The 17,456-nt window shown below is 64.0% G+C and carries 19 protein-coding genes; 16 read left to right on the top strand and 3 right to left on the bottom strand.

Annotation, left to right across the window (positions count from 1 at the left end; translation table 11 throughout):
• Positions 1-291: 291 nt before the first annotated feature.
• On the top strand, positions 292-1,587 hold the full coding sequence (locus tag AC56LY_RS12880; protein ID WP_499582037.1) for an MFS transporter: 1,296 nt from the start codon (positions 292-294) through the stop codon (positions 1,585-1,587).
• A 61-nt stretch (positions 1,588-1,648) separates the two neighbouring features.
• Positions 1,649-2,245, top strand: a complete 597-nt coding sequence (locus tag AC56LY_RS12875) for an AAA family ATPase (RefSeq protein WP_499580070.1) — start codon at positions 1,649-1,651, stop codon at positions 2,243-2,245.
• Here AC56LY_RS12875 and AC56LY_RS12870 read toward each other — a convergent pair.
• Both AC56LY_RS12870 and AC56LY_RS12865 read right to left on the bottom strand, forming a co-directional pair.
• The gene (locus AC56LY_RS12870) at positions 2,226-2,807 is read right to left on the bottom strand and encodes a gamma-glutamylcyclotransferase (RefSeq protein ID WP_499580067.1); all 582 of its coding nucleotides are present in this window, start codon (positions 2,805-2,807) and stop codon (positions 2,226-2,228) included. The genes AC56LY_RS12875 and AC56LY_RS12870 overlap by 20 nt on opposite strands.
• Positions 2,808-2,861: 54 nt before the next feature.
• The gene (locus AC56LY_RS12865; RefSeq protein WP_499580064.1) at positions 2,862-3,767 is read right to left on the bottom strand and encodes a LysR family transcriptional regulator; all 906 of its coding nucleotides are present in this window, start codon (positions 3,765-3,767) and stop codon (positions 2,862-2,864) included.
• Positions 3,768-3,863: 96 nt separating this feature from the next.
• Here AC56LY_RS12865 and AC56LY_RS12860 point away from each other — a divergent pair, with 96 nt between their 5' ends.
• The 14 genes from AC56LY_RS12860 (at position 3,864) to AC56LY_RS12795 (ending at position 16,428) form a co-directional block, all read left to right on the top strand.
• Positions 3,864-4,889, top strand: a complete 1,026-nt coding sequence (locus tag AC56LY_RS12860) for a fumarylacetoacetate hydrolase family protein (RefSeq protein WP_499580060.1) — start codon at positions 3,864-3,866, stop codon at positions 4,887-4,889.
• On the top strand, positions 4,886-5,530 hold the full coding sequence (gene maiA / locus AC56LY_RS12855; RefSeq protein ID WP_499580057.1) for a maleylacetoacetate isomerase: 645 nt from the start codon (positions 4,886-4,888) through the stop codon (positions 5,528-5,530). Before AC56LY_RS12860 ends, maiA begins: the two co-directional genes overlap by 4 nt.
• Before the next feature lie 66 nt (positions 5,531-5,596).
• Entirely contained in the window at positions 5,597-6,379 is a 783-nt protein-coding gene (locus tag AC56LY_RS12850) for a uracil-DNA glycosylase family protein (protein ID WP_499580054.1), read from the top strand.
• A 205-nt stretch (positions 6,380-6,584) separates the two neighbouring features.
• Positions 6,585-7,061 (top strand): Fe-S cluster assembly transcriptional regulator IscR, encoded by a 477-nt coding sequence (gene iscR / locus AC56LY_RS12845; RefSeq protein WP_183555382.1) that lies wholly within the window; start codon positions 6,585-6,587, stop codon positions 7,059-7,061.
• A gap of 18 nt (positions 7,062-7,079) precedes the next feature.
• Complete coding sequence (locus AC56LY_RS12840) at positions 7,080-8,336, top strand: IscS subfamily cysteine desulfurase (RefSeq protein ID WP_499580049.1); 1,257 nt, start codon at positions 7,080-7,082, stop codon at positions 8,334-8,336.
• A gap of 46 nt (positions 8,337-8,382) precedes the next feature.
• Complete coding sequence (iscU, locus tag AC56LY_RS12835) at positions 8,383-8,784, top strand: Fe-S cluster assembly scaffold IscU (protein ID WP_367610878.1); 402 nt, start codon at positions 8,383-8,385, stop codon at positions 8,782-8,784.
• Between the two features lie 52 nt (positions 8,785-8,836).
• Complete coding sequence (iscA, locus tag AC56LY_RS12830) at positions 8,837-9,160, top strand: iron-sulfur cluster assembly protein IscA (RefSeq protein ID WP_183555379.1); 324 nt, start codon at positions 8,837-8,839, stop codon at positions 9,158-9,160.
• Between the two features lie 6 nt (positions 9,161-9,166).
• Positions 9,167-9,682: a Fe-S protein assembly co-chaperone HscB gene (hscB, locus tag AC56LY_RS12825; protein WP_499580045.1), complete on the top strand. Its 516-nt coding sequence runs from the start codon at positions 9,167-9,169 to the stop codon at positions 9,680-9,682.
• Positions 9,683-9,799: 117 nt separating this feature from the next.
• On the top strand, positions 9,800-11,689 hold the full coding sequence (gene hscA / locus AC56LY_RS12820; RefSeq protein ID WP_499580041.1) for a Fe-S protein assembly chaperone HscA: 1,890 nt from the start codon (positions 9,800-9,802) through the stop codon (positions 11,687-11,689).
• Positions 11,690-11,733: 44 nt separating this feature from the next.
• A complete protein-coding gene (fdx, locus tag AC56LY_RS12815) occupies positions 11,734-12,075 on the top strand; it encodes an ISC system 2Fe-2S type ferredoxin (protein WP_258834957.1) in 342 nt (113 codons plus the stop codon).
• Positions 12,076-12,080: 5 nt separating this feature from the next.
• Positions 12,081-12,965: a class I SAM-dependent methyltransferase gene (locus AC56LY_RS12810; RefSeq protein WP_499580036.1), complete on the top strand. Its 885-nt coding sequence runs from the start codon at positions 12,081-12,083 to the stop codon at positions 12,963-12,965.
• 8 nt (positions 12,966-12,973) lie between these two features.
• Positions 12,974-14,008 (top strand): low-specificity L-threonine aldolase, encoded by a 1,035-nt coding sequence (gene ltaE / locus AC56LY_RS12805; protein WP_499580033.1) that lies wholly within the window; start codon positions 12,974-12,976, stop codon positions 14,006-14,008.
• Positions 14,005-14,694, top strand: a complete 690-nt coding sequence (locus AC56LY_RS12800) for an RNA pseudouridine synthase (RefSeq protein ID WP_499580030.1) — start codon at positions 14,005-14,007, stop codon at positions 14,692-14,694. Before ltaE ends, AC56LY_RS12800 begins: the two co-directional genes overlap by 4 nt.
• A gap of 93 nt (positions 14,695-14,787) precedes the next feature.
• A complete protein-coding gene (locus tag AC56LY_RS12795) occupies positions 14,788-16,428 on the top strand; it encodes a choice-of-anchor I family protein (protein WP_499580026.1) in 1,641 nt (546 codons plus the stop codon).
• Here the strand turns inward: AC56LY_RS12795 and AC56LY_RS12790 are convergent.
• A complete protein-coding gene (locus AC56LY_RS12790; RefSeq protein ID WP_499580022.1) occupies positions 16,425-17,444 on the bottom strand; it encodes an SDR family oxidoreductase in 1,020 nt (339 codons plus the stop codon). The two genes, AC56LY_RS12795 and AC56LY_RS12790, sit on opposite strands and share 4 nt — an antisense overlap.
• Positions 17,445-17,456: the final 12 nt, after the last annotated feature.

The following is a 17,456-nucleotide window of genomic DNA, read 5'->3' as shown; positions in this document are numbered from 1 at the left end:
CTGGGCGCCATCGGCAATATGGGTGGCATGGGCGCCAGGCGGGGCGTCGATGAACTTCGGTCGCTGATGGTGCACCAGGGACATCGGTCCAGCGCAAATCGCTCGGCCCGAATACCCTTGGTAAAACGTCACTGAAGAGCTCGTTTTATTCTAAGATGCGGCATTGACAGGCGCGCCGCTCCGCGCGCCGTCCAGTCGCCTCGATAAGAATCCATGACCACACCAGTGACACCAGGGCAGCCCGGCCTTTCCGGCAACGGCCCGAACGAGGCCGGCGCTGCCGCCGTGACGATGGAGCAGGGCTTGCAGGCCGCCGGCGTCGGCAAGTTCCAATACCGAATCTTCCTGATCTTCGGCCTGGTCTGGCTGGCCGACGCGATGCAGGTACTGTCGATCGGCTTTTCTGCACCGTCGATCGCGAAGACCTTCGGGCTGTCGATGCCGCAGGCCTTGCAGACGGGGACCGTGTTCTTTGTCGGCATGCTGATCGGCGCCTTTGTCTTCGGGCGCCTGGCGGATCGCATCGGTCGCCGGCCCGTGCTGCTGATGGCAGTCGTGATCGACGCCTGCTTCGGTGTGGCGTCGGCGTTCGCGCCTGATTTCACTTGGCTGCTCGTGCTGCGCCTGATGACGGGCATCGGCGTGGGCGCAACGTTGCCCGTCGATTACACGATGATGGCCGAATTCCTGCCCAGCGACCGGCGCGGCCGCTGGCTGGTGCTGCTCGAATCGTTCTGGGCATTGGGCACGATCGCCCTGGCCGTGCTGGCCCTGTGCGCGGTCGGTTGGGGAGACGATGCGTGGCGCGTGATTTTCTTGGTTACCGGGATTCCAGCGCTGATCGGCATCGTGCTGCGCTGGTACATCCCCGAGTCGCCGATGTACCTGCATCGCAGCGGCAAACCGGACGAGGCGCGCGCCGTACTGGAACGCGTGGCCAGGACGAACGGCCGTACGCTGACGATGCCGCCGTTGCTGCCCGAGCCGCAAGTCAAAACGACGCTGTTATCGCTGTTCTCGGGCGGGCTGCGCCGGCGCAGCGTGGCGCTGTTCGTCGCCTGGGGCCTGATTTCGATTGCCTACTACGGCGTGTTCGTCTATCTGCCGATCCGGCTGAGCGCGGAAGGCTTCGGCTTCATGCGCGGTCAGGAGTTTCTGATCGTGCTGGCGCTGGTCCAGTTGCCCGGCTTCGCGCTGGCGGCGTATGGCGTCGAACGCTGGGGCCGCAAGCCGACACTGGTCGGTTTTCTGCTGCTGAGCAGTGTCGGATGCCTCGGCTACAGCCTGGGCAGCTCGACCGCACTGGTCGTCGGTTCGACGCTGCTGATGAGCTTTGCACTGCTGGGCACGTGGGGCGCGCTGTATGCGTTCACGCCCGAGGTGTACCCGACCCGCCTGCGCGCCAGCGGCATGGGCATGGCCGGGGCAGTTGCCCGGTTCGGCGGCCTGTTCGCGCCGGCGATCGTCGCCCCGGTGATGGCGACGCATTTCACGCTGGCGCTGATCATGCTCTCCGGCTTCCTGCTCATGGGCGCGATTGCCATCCTGTGCGTGGACACCGAGTCGCGCCAGCGCGCGCTCGACTGAACCGTTGAGTTGTCACGGCGGCTCGGCTAGGATGTCGCATCGATCGTTACAGGATGCAGGCATGGGTGAGCAGGGGGCAGATAGTCGGCTGGTGGTGTTTGTCGGCGCCGAGTCGACGGGGAAATCGACATTGGCCAGCATGCTGGCGCGTGAGCACGGCGCGCAGTTCGTGCCCGAAATCGGTCGCGTCATCTGGGAAGAAAAGCAGGGCCAGCTGGTGGCCGCGGATTATGTCGAGATCGCCGAACGGCACCGCGCTGCCGAAGACGCCGCTGTTGCCATCGCGGGCGGCGACTACATCTTCGTCGACACCAATGCACTGACCACGCTGCTGCTCGGCCTGCGTTTTGGTCAGGTCACCGAGCCGGTGCCACCGGCCTTGCTGCGCTACGCGCTCGAATGCCGCACGCGCTACTTGCACCATTTCGTGTGCGCTGACGACATCCCGTATGAAGAAGAGCCGGGCGTGCGCGAAAACGTGGCATGGCGCACGCAGATCCAGCAAATGGTACTGGAAGACCTGGACCGACGCGGCATCGTCTATACGATCCTGACGGGCTCGCTCGAGCAGCGTGCTGCGCGCGTGCTGGCCACGCTTGCGGCCATCGCGCAGCGGGCCGACTCAAACGCTGACACCATCAAGCGTACTGCTGCGTAACCCCCATGGCCGCCAAATGCCGCTCGATCTCGAACACGTGCGGATCGGGTTTGCCCAGTGCGCGCAACGACTGGGCCAGGCGGAGGAGGTAATCGCTGTTCGGGCCGCTCGGACCACGCGCCGTGGCAATCTGGCGCGCAATGGCGTGCTCGTCGGCCGGGCCCAGGTAGGCTGCGTTGTCATGCGTGGCGATGTACACGATGCCTTCGTCGCTGCTGCCGTCGTCAAAACGCATTTGTGTGGCCAGGCGCAGGTAGCCGTTCTTTTCGCGATGGTCGAGATGCGCGAATTCTTCGGGCGTGACGAGAAACGCCATACCATGGCAGACAGCGTCCGGGTCCGGCACTAGCGTCACCACGCGCCCCGGCGCCGTCTCGGTGCCGCGGTGATCGTGCGAGCCTTGCCAGAAGCGACGCGTCCAGCCGCGGATGGACGCAGCGCGCTGCTGAAGAAACGGGAAATCGGGCTTGAAGATCAGGGAGCCGTAGCCAAACAGCCAGACGCTGGCATGGCCATCGAACTTGTTCATCTGGCGGTTGATCGCGATGGTATCGTGGGACATCGTGGGTCCGATTAAAAAAGACACGACCCATTGTAGCGTGCCTTTTTGTGAGAATCAGCCTTTCACTTGCGCCCGTTTTACATATCCAAAGAGGAATTCCACATAACTCTCGGCGGCCGGCGACAGCGACCTGCCAGGCCGCGTGTAGACGAAAAAGCGCCGCTGCAGCGTCGGCGCATCGAGCGGGCGCATCGTCAATCCGTACAGCGTGGCCAGCGGCGCCGCATAGGGCAGGCACACCGTCACGCCCAGGCCGGCGCTGACCATGGCCAACGCCGTCGTCATGAACGTCACCTCGTGCGCCGGCGTGAGCGCAATGCCCGTGCGCGAGGGCTGCACCGCGTCGAGCAGCAATTCGGTGAACTGGCCCTGCAGCGAAATGAACGGGTAGGCCGCCGCATCCTGCCACGTCACCCGCTCGAGCGCGGCCAGCGGATGCTGGTGTGGAAACACGAGCGCGAACGGCATGGTAAACAGTTCGCGCGCCAGCAGCGGTGGCGCTGGCGTGCGCTCCGGGCCGATCCCCACATCGGCCTCGCCCGACAGTACGCGCGTAATGACACCCTCAACCTCAGTATCGGCCAGGCGCACGACGATCTCCGGGTGCTCCGCGCGGTAGGCGGCAATGCTGGGTGGTAGCAGCGTGCACGCCATCAACTGTGGCGCCGCGATGCGCACGACGCCTTTCTTCAGGCGCGTATGGTCGGCCACGTTAGCCAGCGCACCGTCCAGGTCGTCGATGATCTGGCTAAATAAGGGCAACAATTCGCGACCGATGTCGGTCAGGCCGATCCGGCGCGTGCTGCGGTCGACGACCCGGGCGTCCAGCGTCTGCTCGAGCTCCTTGATCAGGCCCGAGAGTGCCGATTGCGTCACGTGCAGTGTCTGCGCGGCCAGCGTGAAGTTGCCGGTGCGGGCCAGCGCAACGAAGGCACGCATTTGTCGTAATGTTGGATTCATCAGATAGGGTGATATATCGAGCTGAAAATATCGTTTGTATGATAGTGCGTTTTACCTTGTAATGGCGGCTACTCAGCAATAACAAAAGGACAGTCCATGAAACTCGCCACCCTCAAAGCCGGCGGCCGCGACGGCACCCTGGTCGTCGTCAGCCGCGACCTGGTCACTTGCCAGCAAGTCCCGACCATTGCGCGCACGCTGCAGGCTGCGCTCGATAACTGGGACGCCTGCAAGCCACAGCTCGAAGACGTCTACGCCCAGCTCAACGACGGCAATGCCGACAGCGCCGAGTCGTTCATCGAGGCTGCCTGCCACTCGCCGCTGCCGCGCGCCTACCAGTGGGCCGACGGCTCGGCCTACATCAACCACGTCGAGCTGGTGCGCAAGGCGCGTGGCGCCGAGGTGCCGGCGTCGTTCTATACCGATCCGCTGATGTACCAGGGCGGTGGCGATTCGTTCGTCGGTCCGACCGACCCGATTGCGGCCCTGTCCGAAGACTGGGGCATCGATCTCGAAGCCGAGGTGGCCGTGGTCACGGGCGACGTGCCGATGGGCGCTGATGCGGCCGAGGCCGCCAGTGCCATCCGCCTCGTCATGCTCGTCAACGACGTGTCGCTGCGCAACCTGATCCCGAACGAACTGGCCAAGGGGTTCGGGTTCTACCAGTCCAAGCCGGCCAGTGCGTTCTCGCCGGTGGCGGTCACGCCGGACGAGCTGGGCGACGCCTGGCAGGGCAACAAGCTGCATCTGCCGATCCTGGTCACGCTCAATGGCGCCGCGTTCGGCAAGCCGAATGCCGGCGAAGACATGACCTTCAGCTTTGCCCAGCTGATCGCGCACGCGGCGACCACGCGCGAACTGTGCGCGGGCAGCATCATCGGCTCGGGCACCGTGTCGAACAAGCAGGGCGGGCTGTATGGCTCGAGCGTCGAGCATGGCGGCGTGGGCTATTGCTGCCTGGCCGAAGTGCGCATGTACGAAACCATCGAAGGCGGCGCCCCCAAAACGCCGTACCTGTCATTTGGCGACACGGTGCGCATCGAGATGCTGGATGCGAGCGGGGCCAGCATCTTTGGCGCCATTGATCAGGAAGTCGTCCCTTACCACGAGAGACAACCATGAAACTGTATACCTACTTTCGCAGCTCGGCCGCCTACCGGGTGCGCATCGCGCTGAACCTGAAAGGACTGGCGTATGACGCGGTGCCGGTGCACCTGCTCAAGGATGGCGGGCAGCACCTGCAGGACGACTATCGCCAGATCAACCCGAGCGGCCTGGTGCCGGCGTTCCAGGATGACCGCATCACGCTGTCGCAGTCGCTCGCCATCATCGAGTATCTCGAAGAAGTGTATCCGGACGTGCCGCTGCTGCCGAAGGATGCACCGGGCCGGGCGCGCGTGCGCGAGCTGGCCCAGATCATCGGCTGCGATATCCACCCGATCACCAATCTGCGCGTGCTCAATTACCTGGCGCGCGAGATCGGTGTGCCCGACCAGGCAAAGAGCGAATGGTACCGTCACTGGGTGATCGAGGGGCTGCAATCGCTCGAAGCCCATCTGGCGCGCGATCCGGGCGCGGGGCCGTTCTGCCATGGCGCCCAGCCGACCATTGCCGATTGCTACCTGGTGCCGCAGGTATTCAATGCGCAGCGCTTCAATATCGATGTTTCGGCCTATCCGAATATCGACCGCATCAATGCGTTGTGCATCGCGTTGCCTGCGTTCCAGGCCGCGCACCCATCGCGCCAGCCCGATTCCGAATAGCGCGCGGGTGGCAGGACATGAGGGCGGCGCGCTACAATCGCCGCCTCTTTCCATTGCCATTTCGCCATGACCGATACCGCTTTTTCTGCTGCGATCCCTGCACCGATCCTCCAGGCCCTTGACCTGGCCGATGCCTCGTGGCGTCCGATCCTCGAAGCGGGGCTGCAGGCAGTGGCCCGCGCTGATCCTGATTATTTGCCTGCGCTGGCGCAGGACGATTACGTCCCCACCGAACACCGCATGTTCGCCGCCTTTGCCCAGCCGCTGGACAAGGTGCGTTACGTGCTGGTGGGGGAGGGGCCGTACCCGCGCGCTGCAAGCGCCACCGGCGTGAGCTTCATGGACGGCGCCGTCGGCGATCTGTGGAGCGATGCTGGCCTGTCCAAGCCGGTGAACCGGGCCACGTCACTGCGCAACTTCATGAAAATGCTGCTGGTGGCAAGCGGCCGGTTGCAGGCCGATGCGACGAGCGGGGAAGCGCTGGCGCCGGTCGCGCAGGCGGCGCGCGCTGACGGCTCGATCCAGACGCTGGCCCAGTTGCAGGACAATCTCATGCACGAGGGCTTCCTGCTTCTGAATGCCGCGCTGGTGTTTCGCAAGCATGTCAAGCCGGTCATCGATGCACGCGCCTGGTTGCCGTTCCTGCAGACGGTGCTGGCGGCGCTGGCCGCCCAGCCGCAAGTGCCGACGCTGGTCCTGTGGGGCAAGATCGCCGAGCAACTGCAGAAGCTGCCAGAGACGGCCGCGTTCCCGCAGGCGGTGGCCGAGCATCCCTATAACCTCAGCTTCATCGGGCATCCGGGCATGCAGGCGCTGTTCGGGCCGATGGCATTGTTACGGGCCCGTTGATAGTCGTGCGGACGACTTATTTAGTAAGAACGTGACTCGCCGTTTTTGGGGTGGTCCAAGACAAGATCATTGCGATTTGCTATACTTGACTAAATCGTTCAACTAATCAGGTCTTTCCCCGCTCTCAGAGGGAAACGTGCTGCAGACTGCGGTGCCGACTTGGTACTTGAACAAGAGAAATATTTTATCATTAACCGGGGTTGAAATGCGTCTGACCACCAAAGGCCGTTTTGCTGTCACTGCGATGATCGACCTTGCCATGCGTCAAGGCAATGGCCCGGTCACGCTGTCGGGCATCAGCCAGCGCCAGGCCATTTCGCTGTCGTACCTCGAGCAGCTGTTTGGCAAGCTGCGCCGCCACGAGATCGTCGAATCGATTCGTGGTCCGGGCGGCGGCTACAGCCTGGCGCGCGCGGCGGGCAAGGTGACGGTGGCGGATATCATTATCGCCGTCGACGAGCCGCTCGATGCAACCCAGTGCGGCGGTAAAGAGAACTGCCATGGCGCCCACACCGACGGCGCCCGCTGCATGACCCACGAACTGTGGACCACGCTGAACGAAAAAATGGTCGACTATCTCGATTCGGTATCGTTGCAAGACCTCGTCGACCAGCAGCGCCAGAAAGAACAGAACGTCGTGCACGTGCACCGCGGCGCCCCCGCCGCAGTCGGACAAAACTAAGTTACCGGAGTAAATCAGATGAACGCGCCAATGGACAAGACCACCGAGCAGAGCTTCGCGCCAGCTCCACATTTCCCGATCTACATGGATTACTCGGCCACGACGCCGGTCGATCCACGCGTCGCCGACAAGATGATCCCGTTCCTGCGCGAGCAGTTCGGTAATCCTGCGTCGCGCAGCCACGCCTACGGCTGGAACGCCGAAGCGGCCGTCGAAGAAGCGCGCGGCCACGTTGCCGCGATCATCGGCGCCGACCCGCGCGAAATCGTCTGGACCTCCGGCGCGACCGAAAGCAACAACCTGGCGATTAAAGGCGCGGCCCAGTTCTACAAGACCAAGGGCAAGCACATCATCACGGTGAAAACCGAGCACAAGGCCGTGCTGGACACCGTGCGCGAACTCGAACGTGTCGGCTTCGAAGCGACTTACCTCGAGCCGCAAGCCAATGGCCTGATCACCGTCGAGCAGCTGACAGCGGCGATCCGCCCTGACACGATCCTCGTGTCGGTTATGTTCGTGAATAACGAAATCGGCGTCGTGCAGCCGATCGCCGAAATCGGCGAACTGCTGCGCTCGAAGGGCATCATCTTCCACTGCGACGCGGCCCAGGCTGTTGGCAAGGTCGAGATCAACCTTGAAGTGCTGAAGGTCGACCTGATGACCTTCACCGCGCACAAGGCCTATGGCCCGAAAGGCATCGGCGCCCTGTACGTGCGTCGCAAGCCGCGCGTTCGCCTCGAAGCGCAGATGCACGGTGGCGGTCACGAGCGCGGCATGCGTTCGGGCACGCTGCCGACGCACCAGATCGTCGGCATGGGCGAAGCATTCCGCCTGGCCAAGGTCGAGATGGACAGCGAGCTGGCGCGCGTGCGCGCACTGCGCGATCGCCTGGCCCGTGGCCTGATGGAGATCGAAGAAGTCTATATCAACGGCGACATGGACCACCGCGTGCCGCATAACCTGAACGTCTCGTTCAACTATGTCGAAGGCGAGTCCCTGATCATGGCGATCAAGGATCTGGCCGTGTCGTCCGGTTCGGCCTGCACCTCGGCCAGCCTGGAACCGTCGTACGTGCTGCGCGCCCTGGGCCGCAGCGACGAGCTGGCGCACAGCTCGATCCGCTTCTCGATTGGCCGCTTCACGACCGAAGAAGAAATTGATTTTGCCGTCAACCTGCTCAAGAGCAAAGTTGGCAAGCTGCGTGAACTGTCGCCGCTGTGGGACATGTTCAAGGACGGGATCGACATCAGCTCGATCCAGTGGGCTGCACACTGATCTGCTCATACCGAGCGCGCATTTTCTAACATACTGGAGCATCACCATGGCATATTCGGACAAAGTACTGGACCACTACGAAAACCCACGCAACGTCGGCGCGTTCGACAAGGGCGACGATGACATCGGCACCGGCATGGTCGGCGCGCCGGCCTGCGGCGACGTCATGAAGCTGCAGATCAAGGTCAACGACCAGGGTCTTATCGAAGACGCAAAGTTCAAGACGTATGGTTGCGGTTCGGCCATCGCATCGAGCTCGCTGATCACCGAGTGGGTCAAGGGCAAGAGCCTGGACGAAGCACTCGCGATCAAGAACACGCAGATCGCCGAAGAGCTGGCACTGCCGCCAGTCAAGATCCACTGCTCGATCTTGGCAGAAGACGCGATCAAGGCCGCTGTGGCCGACTACAAGGCAAAGCACGCCGACAAAGCAGTTGCTGCAGCGTAATCCCTGGTAGCAGCGTAATTCCTGTAATAGAACAGAGCTGGAGAAGCACAACATGGCAATCACCCTGACCGAAAAAGCTGCAAAGCACGTCAACCGTTACCTCGAACGCCGGGGCAAGGGCATTGGCTTGCGTTTCGGTGTGCGCACCACCGGCTGCTCCGGCCTGGCCTACAAGCTCGAGTACGTCGATGAAAGTGCAAACGAAGACAGCGTCTTCGAATCGCATGGCGTGCAGGTGTTCGTTGATCCGAAAAGCCTGCCGTACATCGACGGCACCGAGCTCGATTTCGCCCGTGAAGGCCTCAATGAGGGCTTCCGCTTCAATAATCCGAACGTCAAGGACAATTGCGGCTGCGGCGAGAGCTTCCGCATCTGATCGCGCATGCAGAATCATTTCGAACTGTTTCAACTGCCGGCCCGTTTCGAGGTCGACCAGAGCGCCCTGGATACCGCCTACCGCGAAATCCAGGGCCGCGTCCATCCTGACCGGTTCGTCGGCAGCAGCGATGGCGAAAAACGCGTTGCGATGCAATGGGCGACGCGCGCCAACGACGCCTACCAGACCCTGCGCAATCCGCAAAAGCGCGCGCAGTATCTGTGCGAACTGAACGGCGTTGACCTGCAGACCGAATCGAACACCGCGATGCCTGCTGCGTTTCTGATGCAGCAGATGGAATGGCGCGAAGAGCTCGGCGATGCGCGTGCTGGCAAGGATGCCGCTGCGCTTGACGCCCTCGATGCGCAGGTGCGCGCCGAACGCAAGCAGATGCTGGTCACCGTTGGCCAGCAGCTCGATGCGGGCGACTACGCCGCTGCCGCGCAGGGCGTGCGCTCGCTGATGTTCCTCGACAAGTTCGGCGACGAAGTGCAGTACGCCTTCGAAGCGATCGAGGCATAACCTTCCCGCACTTCATCGTGGGCGGCAGCGTCGTCCACGCCCCGCTATGCCGGTCGGACGCGTAAAATAGCGTCCGCACCGTCCCCGGCACGCAAAAATAACACTGGTATCACGACTATGGCACTCCTCCAAATCGCCGAACCCGGCATGTCCACCGCCCCGCACCAGCACCGTCTGGCCGTCGGCATCGATCTGGGCACCACCAATTCGCTCGTTGCCACCGTTCGCAGCGGCAGCCCAGAAGTGCTCAGCGACGAGGAGGGCCGCTCACTGCTGCCGTCGATCGTGCGCTACCTGGATAACGGCCACGCGCATATCGGCCACAAGGCGCGCGCGCACCAGACCACCGACCCGAAGAACACGATCGTTTCGGTCAAGCGCTTCATGGGCCGCGGTCTGAAAGACATCGCGCACGCGGAAAACCTGCCGTACGACTTCGTCGAAGGCGAGGGCATGGTCCAGCTGAACACCGTCGCGGGCGTGAAGAGCCCCGTCGAAATCTCGGCCCAGATCCTGGCCACGCTGCGCCAGCGCGCCGAGGATTCGCTCGGCGACGACCTGGTGGGCGCCGTCATCACGGTGCCGGCGTACTTCGACGATGCACAGCGTCAGGCCACCAAGGATGCGGCCCAGCTGGCCGGCCTGAACGTCCTGCGCCTGCTGTCCGAGCCGACCGCCGCCGCCATCGCGTATGGCCTCGACCAGGGCAAGGAAGGCGTGTACGCCGTCTACGACCTGGGCGGCGGCACGTTCGACATCTCGATCCTCAAGCTGTCAAAAGGCGTGTTCGAAGTGCTGTCGACCGGCGGCGACTCGGCCCTGGGTGGCGACGATTTCGACCATCGCCTGTTCTGCTGGATCATGGAAAAGGCGCGCTTGGCGCCATTGTCCGACCAGGACACCGCGACGCTGATGGTCAAGGCCCGCCAGGCCAAGGAACTGCTGTCGACGAACGAAGAAACGACGATCGAGGCGATCCTGAAATCGGGTGAGCTGGTGCAGGTGACGATCACGGCGCGCGAATTCGTCGAAATCACCAAGCACCTGGTCGGCAAGACGATGAATGCAATCCGCAAGGCGATGCGCGATGCCGACGCCAGCGTGGAAGACGTCGATGGCGTGGTCATGGTCGGCGGCGCGACGCGCATGCCGCACGTGCGCCTGGCCGTATCGGACTTCTTCCAGACCATTCCGCACGCCAATATCGATCCGGACCGCGTCGTGGCGCTGGGCGCGGCGATTCAGGCCAATCTGCTGGCCGGCAACCGCGCCGACGGCGAAGACTGGCTGCTGCTGGATGTGACCCCGCTGTCGCTCGGCATTGAGACGATGGGCGGCCTGGTCGAAAAAATCATTCCGCGCAACTCGACGATTCCGGTCGCGCGCGCGCAGGAATTCACGACCTTCAAGGATGGCCAGACGGCGCTGGCAGTGCACGTGGTGCAGGGCGAGCGCGAGCTGGTATCGGACTGCCGTTCGCTGGCGCGCTTCGAGCTGCGCGGCATCCCGCCAATGGCGGCGGGCGCCGCGCGCATCCGCGTGACCTACCAGGTCGACGCCGATGGCTTGCTGGCAGTGGCCGCGCGCGAAATGCGCTCGGGCGTCGAGGCATCGATCACGGTCAAGCCGTCGTACGGCCTGGCCGACGATCAGGTGGCGCGCATGCTGCAGGAGTCGTACACGTCGGCCTCGAGCGACATGCAGATGCGCGCGCTGCGCGAAGAGCAGGTCGAGGCCGAGCGCATCCTGCTGGCGACGCAGTCGGCGCTGGACAGCGATACCGATCTGCTCTCGCCCGACGAGCAGGCCACGATTGCCGCGCAATTGCAACTGGTGCGCGACGCGGTGGCGATGTCGAACGATACTGCGCTCGAACCGGGCCTGCGCCAGAACGCGGTGCACGACGCAGTCCAGGCGCTGGCGCACGGCACCGAAGAATTCGCGGCGCGCCGCATGGACAAGAGCGTGCGCAAGGCATTGTCGGGCAAGTCGCTGGACGAAATCTGATCTGCACACCCGCACAAATACAACAATCAACCGAGGTAATCCAAGTGCCACAAATCGTCATCCTTCCCCATCCCGTGCTGTGCCCAGAAGGCGCCGTGCTTGAGGCGCCTAGCGGCAAATCGGTCTGCGACGTCCTGCTCGAAAACGACATCGACATCGAACACGCGTGCGACCGCGTCTGCGCCTGCACCACCTGCCACGTGATCGTGCGCGAAGGCTTCAATTCGCTGAACGAACAGCAAGAGCAGGAAGAAGACATGCTCGACAAGGCATGGGGCCTGGAGCCCAATTCGCGCCTGTCGTGCCAGGCGATCGTCGCTGATGAAGACCTCGTCGTCGAGATCCCGAAGTACACGATCAACCACGCTGCCGAAAAGAACCACTGATCTTCATGAAGCGTGTCGAGAACGTCAAGAAAGCCCCCGCTGTGCCGGAGCTGCCACCCGAGGTTCGCCCGGGCCAGTCGATTGAGCTGCTCAAAGAGCTGCACATCCTGACCCGCGACGGCAAGTTGAACCAGGACAGCCGCCGCAAGCTCAAGCAGGTCTACCACCTGTACAACTTCATCGAGCCGCTGCTGCGCGATGTGCAGGGAGCAAAAGGCAGCGTGTCGCTGGTCGACCATGGCGCCGGCAAATCCTACCTTGGCTTCATCCTGTACGACCTGTTCGTGAAAGCCCAAACCGAGGGTTCGCACATCTACGGTATCGAGACGCGCGAAGAGCTGGTCACTAAATCGACCGAGCTGGCTGCGCGTCTGGGTTTCAAGGGCATGTCGTTCCTGCCGCTGTCGGTGGCCGAATCGACCACCTCGAGCGCGCTCCCTGAATCGATCGACATCGTCACCGCACTGCACGCCTGCAATACCGCCACCGATGACGCCATCGACTTCGCGCTCAAGAAGAACGCGAAGCACATGGTGCTGGTGCCGTGCTGCCAGGCCGAAGTCGCCACTGTCCTGCGCAAGAACAAAGGCAAGGACGTGAAACGCAGCGCGCTGACCGAAATCTGGCGCCATCCGATCCACACGCGCGAATTCGGCAGCCAGATCACCAATGTGCTGCGCTGCCTGCAGCTCGAAGCGCATGGCTATCAGGTCACCGTGACCGAGCTGGTGGGCTGGGAGCACTCGATGAAGAATGAACTGATCATCGCCACCTACAAGAACCTGCCGCGCCGCCGCCCGACCGAACGCCTGCACGAGGTGCTGGGCGAACTGGGCCTGGCTGAGATGACCGAACGTTTCTACGCCCCACAAGCCGCCACCACGGAGTGACAACAAGCATGAGCGACAACACGCAAGGCTGGATCGACCTGCGCAGCGATACCGTGACGCAGCCAAGCGCCGCGATGCGCGCCACGATGGTGGCTGCCCACGTCGGCGACGATGTGTATGGCGACGACCCCACTGTCAACCGCCTGCAGGATTACGCGGCGGAGCTGTTCGGTTACGAGGCCGGCATGTTCGCCCCGAGCGGCACGCAGACCAACCTGATCGCCCTGATGACGCACTGCGGTCGCGGCGATGAATACCTGGTCGGCCAGGAGGCGCACACCTACAAGTACGAAGGCGGCGGCGCTGCGGTGCTGGGCAGCATCCAGCCGCAGCCGATCATCAATCAGCCGGACGGCTCGATCTCGCTTGCCGACATCGAGGCCTACATCAAGCCCGACGACATGCACTTCGCGCGCACGCGCCTGCTGGCGCTGGAAAACACGATCGGCGGGCGTGTCCTGAGCCAGGAGTACGTGGCTGCGGCAACGACGCTGGCACACGAGAAGGGCCTGGCCACGCACCTGGACGGCGCGCGCATCTGCAACGCAGCCGTCAAGCAGGGCATCAGCCTGGCGGACGCCGTCAAGGGCTTCGACACCGTGTCGGTCTGCCTGTCCAAGGGCCTGGGCGCACCGGTCGGCTCGGTGCTGCTTGGCCCGAAGGCCTTCATCGAGCAGGGCAAGCGCTGGCGCAAGATGCTGGGCGGCGGCATGCGCCAGGCCGGCGTGATCGCCGCTGCCGCGCACTACGCGCTCGAACACAATGTCGCGCTACTGGCGCAGGACCATGACAACGCGGCCGAACTGGCACGCGGCCTGGCCCTGATCCCGGCGCTCACCGTCAGCACCCCGCAAACGAATATCTTTTGGATCGACGTGCCGGCTGGCGCCTGCGCACCGCTGCGCGGGGCGCTCGAACGGGCGCAGATCCGCGCCACGGTCGGCCCCAGAATGCGTCTCGTGACACACCTCGATGTCTCCGCGCGCGATGTCCAGCGCACGGTCGACGTCTTCACCACATTTTTTACTGATTGGCGTGCATGACAACTGAAGAAGCAATCCGCCTGGCCAAGCGCGTGGCCGACGTGGCAGGGTGCTCGCGCGCCGATGCCGAGCGTTATATCGCCGGCGGCTGGGTCAGCGTCGACGGCGCCGTGGCCGAAGATCCCGCCACCCGCGTCACGCCAGAGCAAAAGGTCGAGATGCTGCCGGGCGCGACGCCGGTCGAACCGGACCCGGTGACGATCCTGATGCACAAGCCGGCCGGCATGGAAATCGAGGCGGCGCTCGCGAGCATCACCGCCGAGAACCAGGTGCTGGAACACGGGCGCGGCAAGCCGTTCCTGCGCCGGCACCTGTTCAAGACGACGGCCGCCACGCCGCTGGAAACCATGGCCTCGGGTCTGATCGTGTTCAGCCAGGATTTTCGGGTGATCCGCAAGCTGGTCGACGATGCATCGCGCAACGAGTCCGAGTACGTCGTCGAGGTCGACGGCCAGATCGCCGACAATGGCATGGCCAAGCTTGGCCGCATGTTCAAGGCCAGCTGGCAAAGCGAACAGCGCCTGCGCATCGCCGGCAAGAACATCCAGCGCGGCCAGATCGAGCGCCTGTGCGGCGACGTGGGCCTGCGCGTGACCGCATTGCGCCGCCTGCGCATCGGCCGCATCTCGATGGGCCCGATGCCGGCCGGTGGCTGGCGCTTCCTGCGCGACACCGACCAGTTCTGATTCTGATATAAGGATCGTGTTGATGACATGTCATGCTGCTGTCATCGACGCGTCCTATGCTGGCGGTTTTTCTTCCCTGGAAAACCGACCATCATGCTGCATCGCTCCCGTGCTACCACCCGTTACCTTCCGATGATTGCCACGATTGCACTGGCCTGCACGCTCGCTGCCTGCGGCGGCGACCATGACGACGAACCGACGCCCACCACACTGACGCTGGAAAAAATCGGCAGCTACAACGGCGGCGCCGTCGGCGCGGCCGAGATCACCGCTTACGATGCAGCCAGCAAGCGCCTGTTCGTCGTCAATGGCGCCAATGGCACCGTCGACGTGCTGGACCTGAGCGCACCGAATGCGCCCAAGCTGCTTGGCACGATCAGCGTCGCGGGCCTTGGCAAGGCCGTCAACAGCGTCGCCGTGCACGACGGTCTGGTGGCGCTGGCGATCGAAGCGGCGGTCAAGACTGACCCCGGCACCGTGGCGTTCTACAATGCGGCCGACCTCAAGCTGATCAACAGCGTGAAGGTCGGCTCGCTGCCCGACATGCTGGTGTTCACGCCGGACGGCAGCATGGTGCTGGTCGCGAACGAAGGCGAGCCAAGCGGCTACGGCGTGGCCGGGACGAGCGATCCGGAAGGCGCGGTCAGCATCATCACCGTGAATCGCGGCGGTGCACCGAGCGTCGCCACCGCCGACTTCCGCAGCTTCAACGGCCAGGAAACGGCGCTGCGCGCGCAGGGTATCCGCATCTTTGGCCCCAACGCCAGCGCGGCGCAGGACTTCGAGCCGGAATACATCACCGTCAGCGAAGACGGCAAGACGGCCTGGGTCACGCTGCAGGAAAACAATGCCATTGCCATCGTTGACGTCGCGAGTGCGAAGGTCACAGCGATCAAGCCGCTCGGCTTCAAGGACCACAATGTCGCCGGCTTCGGCCTGGACGCGTCGGACGAAGATGGCGGCACCAATACCAACAGCGGCACGCCGGCCACGAAGATCGGCCCGCAGCCCGTCAAGGGCATGTACCTGCCGGACGCGATTGCCGGCTACACGGTCGACGGCAAGCATTACCTGCTGACCGCAAACGAGGGCGATGCCCGCGCCGACTGGCCGGGCTTCAATGAAGAGACGCGCATCCGCGCCTATTGCACGGCAGGGCTGGATCCGAGCGTGTTCCCGAACGCCGGCAACGCGACGTTTGACTCGAACCTGGGCCGGCTGCGCGTGACGACGACGCCGAATGGCGGTGGCATGACCGGCAAGAACGCCGCCGGCCAGTGCACCGAGCTGTACACGTTTGGCGGTCGTTCGTTCTCGATCTGGGACACGGACATCAAGCGCGTCTACGACTCGGGTGACGAATTCGAACGCCGCACCAGCACTCTGCCGAACGCGCGCTTTAACGCCAGCAACGACAACAACAATCTGGAAGACCGCAGTGGCTCGAAAGGCCCGGAGCCGGAAGGCGTCGTGGTCGGCAAGTTCGGTGACAAGCAGTATGCGTTCGTCGGCCTGGAGCGCATCGGCGGCGTGATGGTCTACGACATCACGAAACCGGCAGCAGCGTCGTTCGTGACCTACCTGAACACGCGCGATGGCGACAAGGGCGACCTGGGACCGGAAGGTTTGACGTTCATCCCGGCGCACAAGTCGCCCAACGGCAAGCCGTTGCTGATCGTCGGTAACGAGGTCAGCGGAACGACTGCCGTCATGCAGGTTAATCTGACGTATTAATTGTCAGAGCGTTTGCCCAGCAAGGAGAGGCCGATGGCGGTCGCGATCAGCACGGCGCCCACGGCAAGCGTGCGGTCATTCGACGGCGCAGCAGGCTGAGCGTCGCGCCGCACTCTGGCAGGGACAGGGGCAGGGGCAGGGCGCTTCACCTGGCCGCTGTGCACGCCGCTGGCGCCTTGCTGCGGCTCGTACAGGGCGCCCACCGTGTCTTCGGTCGGGTCGGCCCGCCTGGCCCAGGTTTCCATGAAGCGGTTCACGCCCGATGCGATCAGGTCGGGCGCCAGTTGCGTCAGTTTCTTGGTCACGTCGGGCGCGCCCAGTAGCGTGACGGAGCGCGGCTTGCGCACCAGGGCGACGACGGCGTCGGCCACTTTCTCAGGCGTCAGCACGCCCGGCGGGAACGACAGCTTGGCGCCCGTGTAGTTGGCGGCGTGCCTGAAGCCCGGCGTATCGACGAAGGAGGGGTAGATGTCGCACACGTGGATGTTGCGCTTCTTGCCCAGTTCGGCGCGCAGCGCCTCACTGAAGCCGCGCAGCCCGAATTTGCTGGCGCCGTAGGCCGCCGCGTACGGCGTGGCGACGAAGCCGCCCGACGAAATCATGTTGACCCAGATACCGTAATCCTGCTCCAGGAAAATCGGGATCACGGCGTGCGCATCGTTCATGTGCGTGATCAGGTTGGTCTCGATGACCTGGCGATGGTGCGCGATCGGCACGTCGGCGAACCTGCCGACGACGCCGCTGCCCACATTGCTGAACCAGAGGTCGATCTGGCCGAGAAGGCCGCGGGCATCCTGTGCGAACGCGGCTACCGCGTCGGCATCGGTGGCGTCGACGACCAGCACGTCGGCATGGCCGCCGGCCTGGCGGCAGCGCCGGGCGATGTCGTCCAGGCCGGCCTTGCCGCGGGCGCCGAGCACGAGGTGGGCGCCCTGGCGGGCGAAGGCGATGGCAGTGGCGGCGCCGATGCCGCTGGAGCCGCCCATGATGACGACGCGAAGATGTGATTGCTTCATGGAATACCCTTA

It is taken from the genome of Telluria sp. ZT3P25, from assembly GCF_059685895.1.
The sequence above is the reverse complement of the archived record's forward strand: the minus strand, read 5'-3'. Positions and strand labels throughout refer to the sequence as shown.

Excerpts from the sequence above, each read along its gene's own strand:
- AC56LY_RS12880 (WP_499582037.1), top strand. The coding sequence starts at position 292 with ATGGAGCAGGGCTTGCAGGCCGCCGGCGTCGGCAAGTTCCAATACCGA.
- AC56LY_RS12875 (WP_499580070.1), top strand. The coding sequence starts at position 1,649 with ATGGGTGAGCAGGGGGCAGATAGTCGGCTGGTGGTGTTTGTCGGCGCC.
- AC56LY_RS12870 (WP_499580067.1), bottom strand. The coding sequence starts at position 2,807 with ATGTCCCACGATACCATCGCGATCAACCGCCAGATGAACAAGTTCGAT.
- AC56LY_RS12865 (WP_499580064.1), bottom strand. The coding sequence starts at position 3,767 with ATGAATCCAACATTACGACAAATGCGTGCCTTCGTTGCGCTGGCCCGC.
- AC56LY_RS12860 (WP_499580060.1), top strand. The coding sequence starts at position 3,864 with ATGAAACTCGCCACCCTCAAAGCCGGCGGCCGCGACGGCACCCTGGTC.
- maiA (WP_499580057.1), top strand. The coding sequence starts at position 4,886 with ATGAAACTGTATACCTACTTTCGCAGCTCGGCCGCCTACCGGGTGCGC.
- AC56LY_RS12850 (WP_499580054.1), top strand. The coding sequence starts at position 5,597 with ATGACCGATACCGCTTTTTCTGCTGCGATCCCTGCACCGATCCTCCAG.
- iscR (WP_183555382.1), top strand. The coding sequence starts at position 6,585 with ATGCGTCTGACCACCAAAGGCCGTTTTGCTGTCACTGCGATGATCGAC.
- AC56LY_RS12840 (WP_499580049.1), top strand. The coding sequence starts at position 7,080 with ATGAACGCGCCAATGGACAAGACCACCGAGCAGAGCTTCGCGCCAGCT.
- iscU (WP_367610878.1), top strand. The coding sequence starts at position 8,383 with ATGGCATATTCGGACAAAGTACTGGACCACTACGAAAACCCACGCAAC.
- iscA (WP_183555379.1), top strand. The coding sequence starts at position 8,837 with ATGGCAATCACCCTGACCGAAAAAGCTGCAAAGCACGTCAACCGTTAC.
- hscB (WP_499580045.1), top strand. The coding sequence starts at position 9,167 with ATGCAGAATCATTTCGAACTGTTTCAACTGCCGGCCCGTTTCGAGGTC.
- hscA (WP_499580041.1), top strand. The coding sequence starts at position 9,800 with ATGGCACTCCTCCAAATCGCCGAACCCGGCATGTCCACCGCCCCGCAC.
- AC56LY_RS12810 (WP_499580036.1), top strand. The coding sequence starts at position 12,081 with ATGAAGCGTGTCGAGAACGTCAAGAAAGCCCCCGCTGTGCCGGAGCTG.
- ltaE (WP_499580033.1), top strand. The coding sequence starts at position 12,974 with ATGAGCGACAACACGCAAGGCTGGATCGACCTGCGCAGCGATACCGTG.
- AC56LY_RS12800 (WP_499580030.1), top strand. The coding sequence starts at position 14,005 with ATGACAACTGAAGAAGCAATCCGCCTGGCCAAGCGCGTGGCCGACGTG.
- AC56LY_RS12795 (WP_499580026.1), top strand. The coding sequence starts at position 14,788 with ATGCTGCATCGCTCCCGTGCTACCACCCGTTACCTTCCGATGATTGCC.
- AC56LY_RS12790 (WP_499580022.1), bottom strand. The coding sequence starts at position 17,444 with ATGAAGCAATCACATCTTCGCGTCGTCATCATGGGCGGCTCCAGCGGC.